The organism is Candidatus Eisenbacteria bacterium (assembly GCA_020847735.1).
Taxonomy (GTDB): Bacteria; Eisenbacteria; RBG-16-71-46; order RBG-16-71-46; family RBG-16-71-46; genus CAIXRL01.
This window is the reverse complement of the sequence record JADLBL010000015.1, coordinates 1-15,766: the sequence shown is the minus strand read 5'-3', so window position 1 is coordinate 15,766 and position 15,766 is coordinate 1. Positions and strand designations below refer to the sequence as shown.

At 72.3% G+C, this 15,766-nt stretch carries 11 protein-coding genes; 8 read left to right on the top strand and 3 right to left on the bottom strand.

The window, feature by feature from the left end:
- Window positions 1–29: 29 nt before the first annotated feature.
- Entirely contained in the window at window positions 30–4,160 is a 4,131-nt protein-coding gene (locus IT347_06405) for a putative Ig domain-containing protein (protein MCC6349208.1), read from the bottom strand.
- A 531-nt stretch (window positions 4,161–4,691) separates the two neighbouring features.
- On the opposite strand from IT347_06405, the gene ybeY reads away from it, so the two are divergent.
- Window positions 4,692–5,171 carry an rRNA maturation RNase YbeY gene (gene ybeY / locus IT347_06400; GenBank protein MCC6349207.1) on the top strand — a complete coding sequence of 160 codons (480 nt, stop codon included), beginning with the start codon at window positions 4,692–4,694 and terminating at the stop codon, window positions 5,169–5,171.
- 95 nt (window positions 5,172–5,266) lie between these two features.
- The gene (locus IT347_06395) at window positions 5,267–5,932 is read left to right on the top strand and encodes a DUF502 domain-containing protein (protein ID MCC6349206.1); all 666 of its coding nucleotides are present in this window, start codon (window positions 5,267–5,269) and stop codon (window positions 5,930–5,932) included.
- A gap of 719 nt (window positions 5,933–6,651) precedes the next feature.
- Here IT347_06395 and IT347_06390 read toward each other — a convergent pair.
- Both IT347_06390 and IT347_06385 read right to left on the bottom strand, forming a co-directional pair.
- A complete protein-coding gene (locus IT347_06390) occupies window positions 6,652–7,668 on the bottom strand; it encodes a hypothetical protein (GenBank protein MCC6349205.1) in 1,017 nt (338 codons plus the stop codon).
- An 11-nt stretch (window positions 7,669–7,679) separates the two neighbouring features.
- Window positions 7,680–8,306 carry a hypothetical protein gene (locus IT347_06385; GenBank protein MCC6349204.1) on the bottom strand — a complete coding sequence of 209 codons (627 nt, stop codon included), beginning with the start codon at window positions 8,304–8,306 and terminating at the stop codon, window positions 7,680–7,682.
- 683 nt (window positions 8,307–8,989) lie between these two features.
- On the opposite strand from IT347_06385, the gene IT347_06380 reads away from it, so the two are divergent.
- The 6 genes from IT347_06380 to mgtE all read left to right on the top strand — a co-directional run.
- Window positions 8,990–9,967, top strand: coding sequence for a glycine--tRNA ligase subunit alpha (locus IT347_06380; GenBank protein ID MCC6349203.1), 978 nt, complete (start codon window positions 8,990–8,992; stop codon window positions 9,965–9,967).
- On the top strand, window positions 9,964–12,102 hold the full coding sequence (locus IT347_06375; protein ID MCC6349202.1) for a glycine--tRNA ligase subunit beta: 2,139 nt from the start codon (window positions 9,964–9,966) through the stop codon (window positions 12,100–12,102). Before IT347_06380 ends, IT347_06375 begins: the two co-directional genes overlap by 4 nt.
- Before the next feature lie 183 nt (window positions 12,103–12,285).
- A complete protein-coding gene (pyrR, locus tag IT347_06370; GenBank protein MCC6349201.1) occupies window positions 12,286–12,828 on the top strand; it encodes a bifunctional pyr operon transcriptional regulator/uracil phosphoribosyltransferase PyrR in 543 nt (180 codons plus the stop codon).
- Window positions 12,829–13,141: 313 nt separating this feature from the next.
- Entirely contained in the window at window positions 13,142–13,624 is a 483-nt protein-coding gene (locus IT347_06365; protein MCC6349200.1) for an Lrp/AsnC family transcriptional regulator, read from the top strand.
- Complete coding sequence (locus tag IT347_06360) at window positions 13,617–14,612, top strand: EamA family transporter (protein ID MCC6349199.1); 996 nt, start codon at window positions 13,617–13,619, stop codon at window positions 14,610–14,612. The genes IT347_06365 and IT347_06360 overlap by 8 nt, the downstream gene beginning before the upstream one ends.
- Window positions 14,613–14,721: 109 nt before the next feature.
- Window positions 14,722–15,766: magnesium transporter (gene mgtE / locus IT347_06355; protein MCC6349198.1), on the top strand; the 1,045-nt coding region annotated here is incomplete at its 3' end.

Sequence of the window (15,766 nt, the reverse complement as noted above, 5' to 3'; positions counted from 1 at the left end):
GGCGGCCGTCGCGCTTCCGCGGGGCGCGTTCAGCGAACCAGCAGAACGCGGTGGCTCTGCGCGTCTCCGGACGCCACGAAGCGCACGACGTAGAGCCCCGGCGCGAGCGCGAGCCCCGCGTCGTCGCGGCCATCCCAGGTGACGAGCCGCTCGCCGGCGGGCAGCTCGGCGTCGAGCAGCGAGCGAACGCGCCGGCCGCCGAGGTCGTACACGGCCAGCTTCACGGCCGACCCGTGCGCGAGCGCGAGCCGCAGCGAGGTCGTGCCGCGGAACGGGTTCGGGAACGCCGGGCCGAGCGAGGTGCGCGCCGGCGGGGACGGTCCCGACTCGGCGGACGCTCCGGCGAGCGCGACGCGGCGGTTGTCCGCGTCGCGGCCTTCCGCCCGCGCGAGGGAGATGCCGGGATCTCCCTCGCGCAGCGCCTCGAACTCGACGACCGCGAGCGCACCCTCGCCGCTCATTCCGCGGGCGCCGACCCCGAGCAGCGCGCCGTCCACGCCGCCTTCGCCGGCTCCGAACACCACGCCACCCTGCGATTCGAGCCAGCCGCCCGAGGCGAAACCCACCGGCCGGACGACGCCCGCGTCCCAGCGAAGCCTGGCCGAGACGCCCTGCAGATCGCCCTCCCCGCGAACGCGGACGAACGCCTGCAGGCGCGCGCCCGCCGCCGCCAGCTTCGGCGCCTCGATCCACACGGCGCTGGCCCCGGCGCCGTCCTCGCGCGCGGGCGCCGCCGCCAGCGAGGGCGACGAGACCTGGGCGAAGTTGATGCTGTAGAGCATCAGATCCTCGAAGTCGAGGAAGTTGTCGGTCGTCGGTCGCGCGTTCACCGAATAGTCGGTCGTCGGTCCGACGTCGAGACACTCGAGCGCACCGTTGACGGGCGGGTGCAGGTGATAGTTGGCGCCGAGAAGCGTGAGGTCGGCGATGGTGACGGCGTTCTCGCCCGCGCACGCCGTGAAGCCGTCGGCCACGTCGCCGAGGTGGTAATCGAGCGTGCCGTTGGTGCGATTCGAGACGGCCGAAACATTGCCGCACGCGTCGGTCGAGAACGCGACGTAGTACCAGAAGTCGCGCGCCGCGGGTTCGTCGGACTGCCCGGAAGCCGTGACCGGGGTCAGCGTCCAGCCCGCGAGGGCCGCCGAGGTGGGCGACGCGGGCAGGGCCGGGACGGCGCCGCCGTTCTCGTCATACTGCGGATAGCCGCCGAACGGGTGGCGCCAGACCTCGACCGAGGCGGCGTCTCCGGGCGGCGTGAACGTGAGACCGATCTTCGTCGTGCCGTCGGCGTCGTTGCCGGTCTTGTGCTGCGCGGCCGCCAGGTCGGCGATCGCTCCGGGTCCGGTCCAGTCGATCGTGAGCGTCGCGCCGCTCCCGGGAACGCCGGGCAGGGGCGCGTTCGCGCAGTCGCGCACGGTCACCGAGGTCACGGTGACGGCCCCCGAGGTGTAACTCGGTGCGCTCGAAGTGAGGGAAATGTTGAACAGCGTTCCGCTGCCCGTGACGCCGCACGGCTCACCGAGCGTGGACTCGTCAACGACATACTGGCCGGGCGCGCCGGGCGTGACGAAGAAGAACGTTCCGCCCGAGCCGGGCGGCAGGAAGCCGGCCGAGGTGAACTGCGGACCGCACGCCGCCAGCTCGGGGCTGAGCTGGACCGTGATGCTGTAGGCGCGCATCGGCGTCGGGTCGAAGCGCGTGAAGTTCACGGGGACCACCACGCACGGGTGCGCCGACGAGATGCACGAAGGCGCCGGCCCGACGCTGACGACGTCGCCGGGCGCGACGCCCATCGCGTAGGCGCGGTTGCCCGTGCAGCCGTCGGCATCGGTCGCGGTGATGGTGAACGGGAAGCTGCCCGACGCTCCCGGCGTGCCGGTGAGCGCGCCACCCGGCGCGAGCGAGAGGCCCGGAGGCAGCGAACCCGAGGTGACCGCGAACGAATACGGCGCGGTTCCGCCTCCGCCCGCGCAACTGGCCGAGAACGGCACGCCGGCCGTCGCGCCGAGGAGCACGCTCGGGAAGACGGCGATGATCGGGCAGCCGACCGTGACCGAGTAGGCCAGCGTGGCCGTGCAGCCGTTGGCGTCGGTCGCGGTGACGTCGAAACCGAAGACGCCGAGCGCCGAGCAGGTGCCGCTCAGCACGCCCGCCGGGCTGAGGCCGAGCCCGGTCGGCGCCGCGCCGGCGGTGATCGCGAACGTGTACGGCGCGGTGCCGCCGCTGGCCGTCACGGACTGTCCGTACGCGGTGCTGATCAGGCCGTCCGGCAGCGTCGGGGGTGCGACGCTGATCGCCGGGCATGGGCCGTTGACGACGAAGCTGTACGAACGGGTCCCGCCGCAGGCTCCGGCGTCGGTCGCCGCGACCGTGAAGGCGTAGGAGCCGGCCGTGGTGGGCGTGCCGGTGAGCGCGCCGCCCGGCGCGAGCGAGAGGCCCGGCGGCAGCGAGCCGATCACGACCGCGAACGTGTAGGGCGCGGTTCCGCCGCTCGCGGTGAGCGTCGCCGCGAACGGCGAGCCCGAGTTGCCCGGCCCGAGCGTCGCCGGGGCGACCGCGATCGCCGGGCAGCTCGAGGCCTCGGCGACCGCGAAGTCGCTGAACGAGGAAAGACCCGTCGCCACGATGCTCCAGGGCGGCCCGAACGCGAACGTCGGGAGCGTCCAGGTCGGGGTGTCGAACTTGCCGACGATGAGGCTGGCGGGCACGGTCCCGGGGTCCAGATCCCCCGGCGTGAAATTCAAGGTCGCATCGCAGGTCGTGAAGAGGGGCGGCGGCATCGCGCCGCCCACCGGCCCGACGCGCCACCAGCGGTTCACGCTCCGCGCCGCGTTCAGTCCCGAGCCCACGAGCAGCGGGTGGTCGCCGGCGCTGGCCCGTACCACGACGCTCCCCGAGGACCCGACCGAAGCGAAGGAGAGATTCACGGGCGAGGGCCCGGCCGCGTCGCCGACCGGGAAGTTCAGCGACGGGGAGCCCGCGGGAACGCTCAGCGCCAGCGGGCCGTCCACCCAGCCGGCGGAGGGCGTCAGGACGCTGCCGGGAGCCATCACGACCCGGCTCGCTCCGGCGCACGAAAGCTTGCCCGGAAAGGACAGCGACCCCTGCACGACGAGGTCGCCGGCCGCGACGACCGGGGCGGAGGCGCCGCCGACGACGACGTTGGCGAGCGGTCCGAGCGTCAGGTTGCCGGTTCCCGCCGCGGCGTCGTTCGTCGAGCTGATGGACTGCGCGCCGGTGCCGCCCAGCGTCAGCGTCGCGGGTGTGACGGAGGGCGAATAGTTGAACGTCGCGCCGGCAGACACGTCGAGATCGTTGCGGACGGTGAGCGGCAGGGCCGCCGTGACGTTGAGGACGCCGGAGACGAGGTGCAGGTGGTCCGCCGACCAGGGCGCGGTGCCGCTGCTCGCGGTGAGCGTCGTCGGCCCGTTGTCCCATTCGATGTCGGCATAGGTGCGGCCCGCGAGCGAGGGTTGGTTGACGGATTCGTGCCGGTACAGGCTGCCGGCCTGGAACGTGACCCGGCTCGCCGGCTGCAGGAGTCCGAACGGGTTGGCGCCGGCGCGGAAGACGAACGCGCTCGTCGTCTCGAAGACGACCACGTTTGCGGTACCGGCGTTGCCGAAGGGATTGCCGGTCATGCCGACGTCCGAGACGAACTTTCCACCGCTCTGGAAGTGCAGGGCGTCCGCGTCCGCGGGCAGCACCCGGTGGCCACCGCCCTGCAGGGCGACGACGCCGGCGTTGCGCACCGTGCCGGTCGCGCCGGCCCCGATGGCCAGGATGATCACGTTGCCGGCGAGCGTGGTGAGCGTCGCGCCGTTGACGTCGAAGTCGGCCCCGGCGTCGCCCGCGATCGTGAGCGTCGCGCTGGCGGGCGAGGCGAACGTCACCGCCGCGCCGTTCTGCACCACGAGCTGCGCGATGGTCTGGGTCACGAGCCCGGTGACGGCCGCCGTGGGGGTCACCGAGCCGTCGAACAACAGGACGTCGGTGACGGCCGGCGCGGAGCGGAGCGGGGACCAGCTCGAGGCGTCCGTGAAGCTGCCGCTCGCGGCATTCCACGTGTACGTGGCCGCGAGGACCGCGGACGGCAGGAGTGCGAGGCCCGCGACGACGCACGCGATCCGCCGGAGGGCGGCGATTCCGGAACGCTGCATGGCGATTCCCCCTGTGATCGCGCGAGACGCGATCGCTCTTGGTCCTGGCCACGACGTGCCCGCGTGCCGGGGGAAAGGCATCCGCATCGGGGACTCGCGGCCGACTACGTCTGCTCGAAAGCGTCCGTCGTGCAGGACACTCGAGGCGGGCGCGGACGGAACGCGGCGCTTCACGAGGGCGGCCTGGGGCGACGGCGAACCGCCGGGTCCGATGCAGGTGTCGGGGGCGCCGGAATCGGTGCGGCGGTCTTGAGGACCCTGCGCGCACGTTCGGGGGGCCGTGCCTCGGCTTCCGCCTGAGCTCGCGGACCGCGGCCGGCCGGCCGGCCGGCGAAGTGCCCGAAGCTTTCGGTGAAGCGCGAGGCCGCCATTCTATGCGCGAAGGCGGGGCCGGCGGAACGGCCAAATGCCGGGCGCTCCGATCGCGAATCGAAGTTTGCCCGTGCCTCTCCCGGATTCCCGGACACCAAACTCCCGCGCCGCGGCGGGGAGCGCGTTGCGGCCCCGGCGGCCGCCCGCGAGAATGCCGCCATGGCCACGTCCGTCACCGCCGCCGCGTCGTGGAAGCGGCTGTCCGCGCCGCTGCGCGCCATCGTCGCGCGCGTGATCGAGGGCGAGTCGCGTCGCGCCGGGGACATCGGCGTCCGGCTCACCGGAGACGACGAGCTGCGTGGCCTGAATCGCCGCTGGCGCGGCATGGACCGCGCGACCGACGTGATCAGCTTCGCCTACGACGAGCACGAGCCCGATGCCGCCACGCGGCCGGTCTCGGGAGACCTCGCCGTCTCGCTGGACCGGGTGCGCGCGCAGGCACGGCGCTTTCGCGTGACGCCGGGCGCCGAGCTCGCGCGCCTGGTGGTGCACGGCACGCTGCACCTGTGCGGTCACGACCACGTCCGGGCCGCGGAGCGGCGGACGATGCGCGCCCGCGAGGAACGCGCGCTGCGCGCGGTGGGCGTGCAGGTGCGGGAACTGGACCGCCGCTGGCGGGCCGCGTCCCGCGGCGCCTGACGCCCGGCCGCCGGGCCGCTGGTGCCGAATCGCCGAAACTTCGCTAGATTCCCGCGCGTCCGCACCGCACTCCCGACCCGGAGCCCCTGCCCGGCATGACCTCCGCAGCGACAAAGTCCCGATCCTCGTTTTTCGGCCGGGTGCGCACGTACCTCATCACCGGCCTGCTCGTGCTCGCGCCGACCGCGATCACGCTGTTCGTCCTTTTCCGGCTGCTCAACTGGGTGGACAACCTGCTCGGGCGCTACCTGCGCTTCGCGGCGTTCGACTACCATCGCATTCCGGGACTCGGACTGCTGGCGACCCTCGTGCTGCTGGTGATCGTGGGCTTCGTCGCCTCGCTCCTCGGGCAGGGGCCGCTGGCGCGGCTCTGGGACAAGATGCTCAACCGCATCCCCGGCGTCGGGCTGGTCTACGGCTCGACCAAGTCGCTCGGCGAGGCGTTCCTCACCCAGCGCGAGGGCCAGGCGTTCCGCAAGGTCGTGCTCATGCAGTGGCCGATGCCGGGCGTCTGGCGCGTCGGTTTCGTGACCGGGCACGTGGACGACGTGCTCAAGGCCAGGCTCGGCGAGGACGTGGCGTGCGTGTTCGTGCCGCACACGCCGAATCCGGCGTCCGGCTTCGTGCACTACGTGCCCAAGCGCGAGCTCGTGTACCTCGACTGGCCGGTCGAGGAGGGGCTCAAGGTGGTCGTCTCGGGCGGCGTCGTGCAACCGGGCTCGCCCGGTGACGCGCACCGCGCGCCCGCGGCGAACGACTAGACCTCGTCCCGCGCCTGCGGGCGCCGCGAGCGTCCGCGGGGAGCGCGCTCCCCGGCCGGTCGCCGCGAGGGACGCCTGCGCTACACTCCGCACCGGCATGGCCATCGTCACCACCGAAGGCGTCGTTCTCAAGATTCACGCGCTCGGCGACACGAGCCGCATCGTCACCGCCTACACGCGCGATTTCGGGCTGCGCAAGTTCGTCGCCAAGGGCGCGCGCAGGACTCCGAGCCGTTTCGGTTTCGCGCTCGAGCCGCTGTCGCGATCGCAGTTCGTCTACTACGAGAAGCCCGACCGTGACCTGCACCTGCTCTCGCGGGCCGAGGTGCTGGATCCGTTCGGTGGCCGGCTCACGGACCTCACGCGGCTGTCGCACGCGCAGGCGGCGCTCGAACTGGTGGACCGGCTCGTGTGGGGAGAGGAGCCGCAGGGCGAGATCTACGACCTGCTGCTCGCCGCGCTCGACGGCTGCGCGCGGGCGCCGGCGGCCTCGCTGCCCGCGGTGACGCTCGCGTTCCAGCTCCAGCTCGCCGCCGAGCTCGGCTACCGGCCCCGCCTGGACGCCTGCGCGGTGGACGGCCGGCCGGTATCGCAGCGGCGATTGTTCTCGCCGGGCCGCGGCGGGCTCGTCTGCGAGGGTTGTGCCGGGCGCGACGGCGGCGTCGTCGCGCTCTCGGCCGAGGCGCTGGCGAGCTTCGCGCTGCTGCTCGGCCGGCCGGTCAGCGAGGCCGGCGAGTACCTCGAGGTGCCGCGAAGCGCCGAGCTGCTGCGCGTCGTCGAGGACTTCCTGAGGGCCCACTTCCATCGCTTCCACGGCCTGCGCTCGCTCGAAGTGCTGCGTGCCCTGCGGGAGCCCGGGTAGGCGAATCCTCCGCACGGGAGTCTCGCCCGTCACCTTCGCCGCCCGTTTCCGGCCAAAGCAGGCGCCGAAACGCCATGCGCGCGTCCACCTTCCGCGGCGAAGCCGCGGGTGGTTGCTTCGCCTGCAGGCCCATGATCACGCGCGCCGCGGACGTGCGGTTTTCGACACCGAGTTTTCCCAGGATGCGTTCGACGTGCTTCTCCACCGTGCGCGGACTCATGCCGAAGCTCGCCGCGGTCTCGACGTTGCTCTGGCCGCGGACGAGGCAGGCGGCCACGTCCTGCTCGCGCGGCGTGAGGCCGAGGCCGGCGAGCGTGAGCCGTTCCAGCTCGCGCCGGGCGGCCACACGTTCGGCGGCATCCACGGCCTGCACGAAATGCGGCACGAGCAACCCGAGCATCGCGAGGTCGCGATCGCTGAAGTCGGGCGCGCTGAACGGCCGGCTCAGGTCGATCGCCCCCCAGCGGTCCCCGCGCAGGAACGGGTGGACGAGCATCCAGCCGACGCCGAGAGGCTGGTAGATCTCGCGATGCATCGCCGAGGCGAGCTGCTCGCGCCGCGACCAGAAATCCGAAAGCCGCATCGGACCGAGCTCGCCGGTCCGCAGGACGTGGGCCGTGAGCGGATGATCGGTCGAAAGACGGGTCGCCCTGCGCATGAGGGCGCGCGTCGCGCGTGCCGGCATGTCCCACAGGACTTCGAGCGCGTCGCCGTTCCCGCGTGGAGCGGATGCGAATTCGAGCCGCAGGAAGTAGTCACACGGAATCAGCCGCTTGAAGACGGCGGGAGCGACCAGGCGCAGGGCGGCGGCGTCGCGCGGCTGGTGGAGTTCGATCAGGGCCGCCTGGAAGGCGGCCTGTTGCGACGCGTTCATGCGCGGAGCGCTCACAGGACGCGGCGCGTGCGGTCGGGCCGCAGCACGCGGCGGACGAGTTCGAGGGCGTCCGCAGGTTCGCTCACCGGTCGCGCGCCGCGCCGCCCGAGCACGACCTGCGCGGCCTTCGTACGGTTCTCGACGCCCAGCTTGTCGAGAATGCGCTCGACGTGCTTCTCGACCGTGCGCGAGCGCAGGGAAAGGATCGAGGCGATCTCGCCGTTCGTGCGGCCGCGCGCGAGCCAGCCCGCGACGTCGCACTCCCGCGCGGAGAGTCCCAGGCCCGCCAGCGCCGAGGCGTCGGCCTCCTGCGCCGCGGTCTCGCGCTCGGCGGCGTCCAGCGCCAGCCGGAGGTGAGGCTCGAGCAGGCCGAGCACTTCACGGTCGCGCTGGCTGAAGTCCGGGGCGGTGAACGGCCGGCCAAGGTTGATCGCGCAGTAGCGATCGCCCCGCACCGACAGCAGCGTCAGCAGCCACCCGATGCCGACCCGCTTGTAGAACCGCCGGTGGATCGGGGCGGCGAGCTGGCGCCGGCGGGACCAGAAGTCCGAAAGCCGGAGCGGACCCAGGTCGCCGGTTCGCAGGACGTGCCCGGTGAACGGGTGTTCGGGCCCAAGGCTCACGGCCAGTTCGAACATTTCCCGGCTCGCGCGCGCCGGATGCTGCCAGTACGACGTCACGCGCTCGAACTCGCCGCCCGGCCCGCGGGCGATCTCGATCCGGAAGAAATAGTCGGCGGGAACGGCCTCGAGAAACGCGCCCGGCGCCGCGGCCGCGAGACCGCGCAGATCCCGTGGCTCGTGCAGCGTCAGCACGCAGCGGTGCAGGCATGACGTGTCGGCGGCCGAAAGCGGCACCAGCGTTCCTCCCCGAGAACGCGCAGCTACGTAGGTCCACGTATTTGCGGCACGTGGGTCCTAGCCTACCTTTCGGGCGTGGCTCGGGGGCGGACCCACGGCTCCCGCAAGGTTAGCACGAGAGTTGGCCAGCCGCTTCGCGACCGCTCTCCGGGGTGTTCGGGGAGAGCGCCGGTCGTGGACGGGGCCATTCGAGGACCGACGGCGCCACGGACGGGAAGGCCCGGGACGATGCCTTCGGGGGAAGCTCGTTCCGTAAGTCCGAACGTCCGTGGTGTCGTCGCGTTCGGCGCGCTCCCGGGCCCACCGGCGGCGGCCCCGCGCCTCGCGCGGCTCCCGCTGCGGCCCGCCGCGTGACACGGCGTGCGGCATCGGGCTAACATGCCGCGCTCGATACCGTTGCCGGAGCCCGATTCCGCACACGCCGCGGCCGCCACCGCGCTCACCGAGGCCCGCGTCACCCCATGTCCTCCGATCCCCGCCAGTCCCTGCAGGCGATGATCCTGGCGCTCGAGCAGTTCTGGGCCGAGCGCGGGTGCGTCATCCAGCAGCCCTACCCCAGCGAAGTCGGCGCGGGCACGTTCAATCCGGCCACGTTCCTGCGCTCCCTGGGCCCCGAACCCTGGCGGGTCGCCTACGTCGAACCCTCGCGGCGGCCCAAGGACGGGCGGTACGGCGAGAACCCCAACCGCTTCCAGCAGTTCTTCCAGTACCAGGTGCTGCTCAAGCCGGCCCCGGCCGACGTCGTGGACGTCTACTTCCAGTCGCTTCGGGCCATGGGCCTGGACCTGAACGAGCATGACCCGCGGCTGATCGAGGACGACTGGGAGTCGCCGACGCTCGGCGCGGCCGGGCTCGGCTGGCAGGTGGTCATGGACGGCACCGAGATTTCGCAGTTCACCTACTTCCAGCAGTGCGGCGGGCTGGAGCTGCCGGTGATCTCGGCCGAGCTGACCTACGGGCTCGACCGCATCGGCATGATGCTGCAGCGCAAGGACCGCGTGCAGGACCTGGCGTGGGCGCCCGGCGTGACATGGGGCGACCTGTGGGTTCGCAACGAGTGGGAATGGTCGCACTACAACTTCGAGCAGTCGCCCGTCGCCGAGCTCTTCGAAATGTTCCGGATCTGGGAGTCCGAAGCGAACCGCCTCCTCGATCTGAAGCTCGTGGGCCCCGGCTACGACGCGGTCATCAAGTGCTCGCACGCGTTCAACCTGCTCGATGCGCGCGGCGCGATCTCGGTCTCGGAACGCGTCGGCTACATCGGCCGGGTGCGGAAGATCGCGCGAAAGGCGGCCGTCGCGTACGTGAAGCTGCGCGAGGAACTCGGTTACCCGCTGCTCAGGGACCCGGACGAGCGCGCGAAATGGGTGAAGCCGGCCGAAGCGGCCGGCGCCCCGGCGCCCGCGGCGACCGGAGCGAAGAAGGGCGGAGCGAAGTGAGCGCGCCCGGAGAACTGCTGTTCGAAATCGGCGTCGAGGAGCTTCCCGCCGGCTACGTGCCGCCGGCGCTCGAACAGCTCGAGCGCGGCGTGCGCGCGGGGCTCGAGGAACTGCGCCTCGGTTTCGATCAGGTCACCGGTTTCGCGACGCCGCGCCGCATCGCGGTGCTCGTGACCGGCGTCGCCGCCCGCCAGCGTGACCACGAGGAGGAAGCGATGGGTCCGGCGGCGAAGGTCGCGTTCGACGCCGCGGGCCAGCCCACGAAGGCGCTCGTCGGCTTCTGCGCGGGCCGGGGCGTGGACGTCTCCGCCGTCCGCCGCGTCGCCACGCCGAAGGGCGAGTACGTCGCCGTCACCGTGCAGCACGTGGGCCGTCCCGCGGCCGACGTGCTTCCGGCGATGCTCGGAGCGCTCGCGCCGAAGCTCCAGTTCCCGAAGACGCTGCGCTGGGACGCCGGCGACTGGCGCTTCGGCCGCCCGGTGCGCTGGCTGGTCGCGCTGCTCGACGATCAGGTCCTGCCCGTGCGCGCGTTCGGGCTCACCGCCGGGCGCACGAGCTTCGGCCACCGCTTCCTGCACCCGGACGCGGTCGAGATCGCCTCGCCGGGCGGCTACGTCGAGGCGATGCGCCGGGCCTTCGTCGTCGTGGACCCGCGCGAGCGGCGGCAGGCCATCGAACGGCAGATCGCCCGCCTCGCCGAAGCCCGTGGCGGGCGGATCGTCGCCGACGACGAGCTCACCGACATCAACAACTTCCTGATCGAATGGCCGACCTCCGTGGAGGGCGCCTTCGCCGCGAACTACCTCGACCTGCCGCGCGAAGTGATCGTGACCGCGCTGCGCGAACACCAGCGATTCTTCGCGCTCGAGCGGGCCGACGGCTCCCTGCTGCCCGGCTTCGTCACCGTGCGCAACGGTGACGATCGCGGGCTCGAGCGGGTGCGCAAGGGCAACGAGGACGTGCTGGTCGCGCGGCTCGAGGATGCGAAGTTCTACTGGGAGACCGACCTGCGGCAGACCCCGGCCGACAACCTCGAGAAGCTGTCGGCCGTCGTGTGGATGGAAGGCCTCGGCTCGCTGCGCGACAAGGCCGCGCGGCTGGAATCGCTCGCGGGCTGGCTGGCCGACCGCCTCGCGCCGCCGGCCAGGCCGGCGGTGGTTCGCGCCGCCCTGCTGTGCAAGACCGACCTGCTGGGCGAGATGATCGGCTCGGGCAAGGAGTACGCGAGCCTCGAGGGCGTCATGGGCGGGCACTACGCGCGGCGCGCGGGCGAGCCCGAGGCGGTCGCGTCCGCCATCGCCGAGCACTACCGCCCGCGCGGCGCCGGCGACGCGCTGCCCGAGACGGACGCCGGCTCGCTCCTTTCGCTGGCGGACAAACTCGATCACGTGGCGGGCGCGTTCGTCGCCGGCAAGTCGCCGAGCGGCAGCGAGGATCCCTACGGCGTGCGGCGCGCGGCGAACGGCGCGGTGCGCATCGTGCTCGAGCAGTCGCGCGCCCTGGACCTGCGCGCCGCGGCCATGGAGATGACGCGGCCGTTCTTCGCCGCCGACCCAGACCTCGCGCAGGCCGAAATCATGAAGAAGCTGGGCGAGTTCCTGCGCGCGCGCGTGGACGCCGCGCTCGAGGAGCGCGGCGTGCCCTACGACACCCGCGAGGCGGCGCTCGAAGCCCGCATCCACCTGGGCGGCGCGACGCGGCCGGGCTGGTGCGACGCGGCGGACGCGCTCGCGCGCGGCCGCGCGCTCGAGGCCTTTCGCGGCGATCCGCGCTTCGCCCCGCTCGTCCTGCTCGACAAGCGGGTCGCGAACATCCTGCGGGCGGCGACCGAGCCGCTGCCGGCCTCGCTCGACCGGGCGCGGCTCGCCGAACCGGCGGAGCGCTCGTTGCTCGCGGCGCTCGAGGCCGCGCGCGCCGGCACCGCGCCGCTGTGGGACGCGCGCGAGTACGCGAAGATCATCCCCGCACTGCTCGGGATGGAGGGCGCGATCCACGGTTTCTTCGACCAGGTGCTCGTCAACGCCGGAGACGCGGCGGTGCGGCTCAATCGCCTGCGCCTCCTGTCGGAAGTGCGCGAGCTGTTCGTGCGCGGCTGGGACCTCTCGAAGGTCGTCGTCGAGGGCGGGAAGGCGTGAGCGCTGGCGGTCGCTCCGCCCGCCTCGGGCAGGGGAGTCGCGTCGCGGCCCGCGCGTGTCCGCGGCGACGGCCGACCGCGGCCACCCCGAGCCGGAGCGCCTTGCCCGACTGTGCACCGCCCGCTATCGTCCGCCCACTTTCCCGCACCCGGAAGCTTTCCGAGGCAAGAGGCCCCCATGACCATGCGTGAGAAGGCCGAGATCGTTGACGCGGACGGGCTGCGCCGCATCGTGACGCGGATCGCGCACGAAATCGTCGAGCGCAACAAGGGCATCGAAGACCTGGTGCTGGTCGGCATCCGGCGGCGCGGCGTGCCGCTGGCGAACCGCATCGCCGCGAAGATCAAGGAGTTCGAGGGCACCTCGCCGGTCGAGGGCAGCCTCGACATCACGCTCTACCGCGACGACCTGTCCACCGTTTCGGCCCACCCGGTGGTCGGCGCGACCGAAATCCCGGTGGACATCAACGGCAAGATCGCGGTGCTGATCGACGACGTGCTGTTCACCGGCCGTACGGTGCGCGCCGCGATGGACGCGCTCATCGATTTCGGCCGGCCGCGTTCGATCCAGCTGGCCGTGGTCATTGACCGCGGCCACCGCGAGCTGCCGATCCGCGCCGACTTCGTGGGCAAGAACGTGCCCACGTCCCGCAAGGAGGTCATCGGGGTCAAGCTGCTCGAGATCGACGGCGTGGACAGCGTGGTCATCAAGGAAATCGACGACTGACTTCGGGCCCGCCGGGGCCCTCGATCGCGGCGCGGCTCCTTCCCACCCGGAAGGGGCCGCGTCGCGTTCTTGGGCCGAAGGTGTGAGCGCGGGGAAGGGCACCGGGCCGGCCTGAGACTCTTCGGAACTGGGAAGCTGCCGCGGCGGGCCGTTCATGGCTCGCTCTGCCGCGCCGAATGTGCCTCGCGGCGCCCGCCACGTGAGTCGCAGCTTGCCGAATAATCGTCGGATTGTTCGGCTTGGAACTAGCAGAAACTTCTCTTGATTGGCGACAAGCGCGAACTATTGTCCCGAGTCTACCGGGAGGTTCCATATGCTCGATGACGTGGACCGCAAGATCCTTGAGCTGCTGCAGACGGACGGTCGCATGGCCAACGTGGACCTTTCGCGCCGCATCGGCATGGCGCCGTCGGCGATCTTCGAGCGGGTGCGCCGCCTCGAGCAGCGCGGCGTCATCACCGGCTACGCCGCGCGGGTGGACCCGAGGGCGGTGGACCGGCCGCTGCTCGCTTACGTGCTCGTCCGCAGCGACGAGCGCATCGGCACGAGCTCCTCGGGCGAGGCGCTCGCGCAGCTTCCCGAGGTGCTCGAGGTGCACCACGTCGCCGGGCAGGACAGCTACCTGGTCAAGGTGCGCGTCAAGGATCCCGAGGCGCTCGGCAGGCTGCTGCGCGACCGCTTCGGCGCCATCGAGTCCGTTCGCTCGACCCAGAGCATCATCGCGCTCGACACCTTCAAGGACAGCTGGGCGCTGCCCGTGGACGGCGCGCCCCGCCCGGTGAAGGCGCGTGGTTGAACGCCTGCGCGAACGCGGGCGGATCGCCAGGGTGCTGATCGCCTTCGCGTGCGTGTATTTCATCTGGGGCTCGACGTTCCTCGCCACCCGCATCGCGGTCGCGACGTTGCCACCGCTTCTGATGTGCGCGACGCGCCTGCTGTCGGCGGGGCTGGCGCTGCTCGTCTGGGCGCGCGTGACCGGGGCGTCCTGGCCCCGCGGCGCCGAGCTGCGCAACGCCGCGATCGTCGGCGTGTTGCTGCCGGCGGTCGGCAACGGCTCGGTCACGCTCGGCGTCACGCACGTTCCCTCGGGCCTCGTGGCGCTGCTGCTCGCCACCATTCCGCTGTGGATGGCGCTGCTCGCCGCGTTCGGCCGTGACGCCGTGCGGCCGCCGGCCCGCTCGCTCGTGGGGCTGGTGCTCGGCTTCGCCGGCATCGCGCTGCTGCTCGCGCCCTCGCTCGCGCACGCGGCGCGCACGGAGTTCCCGGCGCGGTGGGCTCTGCTGCCCGTGGCGGGCGCGTTCTCGTGGGCGTGGGGCACGCTGTGGGCGCGACGGGTGCGCCTGCCGCGCTCCCCGCTCGCCTCGACGGGCGTGGGCATGCTGTCCGGTGGCGTCTTCCTTCTGGCGATGAGCGGCTCGCTCGGCGAGTTCGCGCGTTTCGACCCCGCGCGCGTTGGCTGGAGTTCGATCGCGGCGCTCGGCTACCTGTCGGTGTTCGGCTCGGTGGTGGCTTTCTCGGCCTACCTCTACCTGCTGCGCCACGTGCCGCCGGCGCGGGTCGCGACGTACGCGTTCGTGAACCCGATCGTGGCGCTCGCTCTCGGCTGGGCGTTCGCCGGCGAAGCGCTCTCGAACCGGTCGCTGACCGCCGCGCTGCTGGTCGTGACGGCGGTCGTGCTCATCACCACGGCGCGCACTGGTGAACGGGTGCCCGCGGACGCCGCGAAGTCCGAAACCGCGGCCCGGCCCGTCGGCGGCGAGGAGCCCTGCCTGCCCTCGAGCTGAGCGCTTCGGAGTGGACGCGCGAGTGAGCGAGCGGTTAGCTTGCGGGCCATCCTCACGACCTTCCGCGGGAGGCGCGCGCCCGCGGCGTCCGGAGCGCCCCGTGAACTCACTGCGCAAAGAAGCCGAGAGCGAAGCCGACCTCGCGGTCGAGGACCTCCAGGAAACCTGGCGGATCCTCTCCCCCGAGGACCGGCTCGAGGCGTTCTTCGACCTGCCGCGTGCGGACGCGGAGGACTTCTTTCTCGACCTCTCGGCGCGCGACGAACACCAGCTCATCTCGCTGATGCCGGCGGCCCAGCGCAGGTCCTGGCTGCGGCTGCTTCCGCCGGACGACGCGGCCGACGTGCTGCAGCAGTGCGAGGAGTCGGGGGAGCGAGAGGAATGGCTGGCGCTGCTCGACGAGCAGACCCGCGCAGAGGTCACGGCGCTGCTCGCCTACGCCGAGGACGACGCCGGCGGGCTCATGAACACGCGCTACGCGCGCGTGCGCCCCGACGTCACCGCGGACGAGGCCATCGCCTACCTGCGCCGCCAGGGGCGCGACAAGCTCGAGAACGTCAACTACGTCTACGTGCTCGAGACCGACCAGAAGCTGGTGGGGGTCGTCGGGCTGCGCGACCTGTTCACCGCCGCGCCCGGCGCCACCGTGCGCGAGCTGATGACGACCGAGGTCTACTCCGCCCGCGCGGACATGGACCAGGAGGCGCTGGGACGGCTGTTCCAGCAGCACGACCTGCACATGATCCCGGTCGTGGACGAGGCCGGCCGCATGCAGGGCATCGTCACGGTGGACGACATCGTGGACGTCATCCAGGAGGAGGCCACCGAGGACATCCACAAGATCGGCGGCACCGAGGCCCTCGACGCGCCCTACCTGCAGGTCGGGATCCCGCAGATGGTGCAGAAGCGGGTGGTGTGGCTGGCCGCCCTGTTCCTGTCGGAGATGCTCACCACCACCGCCATGAGCCGGTTCGAGAACGAGATCTCCCGCGCCGTGGTGCTGGCCATCTTCATCCCGCTCATCATCTCGAGCGGCGGCAACTCGGGCTCGCAGGCCTCGACGCTGGTCATTCGCGCCATGGCGCTGGGCGAGGTCCGGCTCGCCGACTGGTGGCGGGTCATCCGCCGCGAACTCATGACCGGCCTGCTGATGG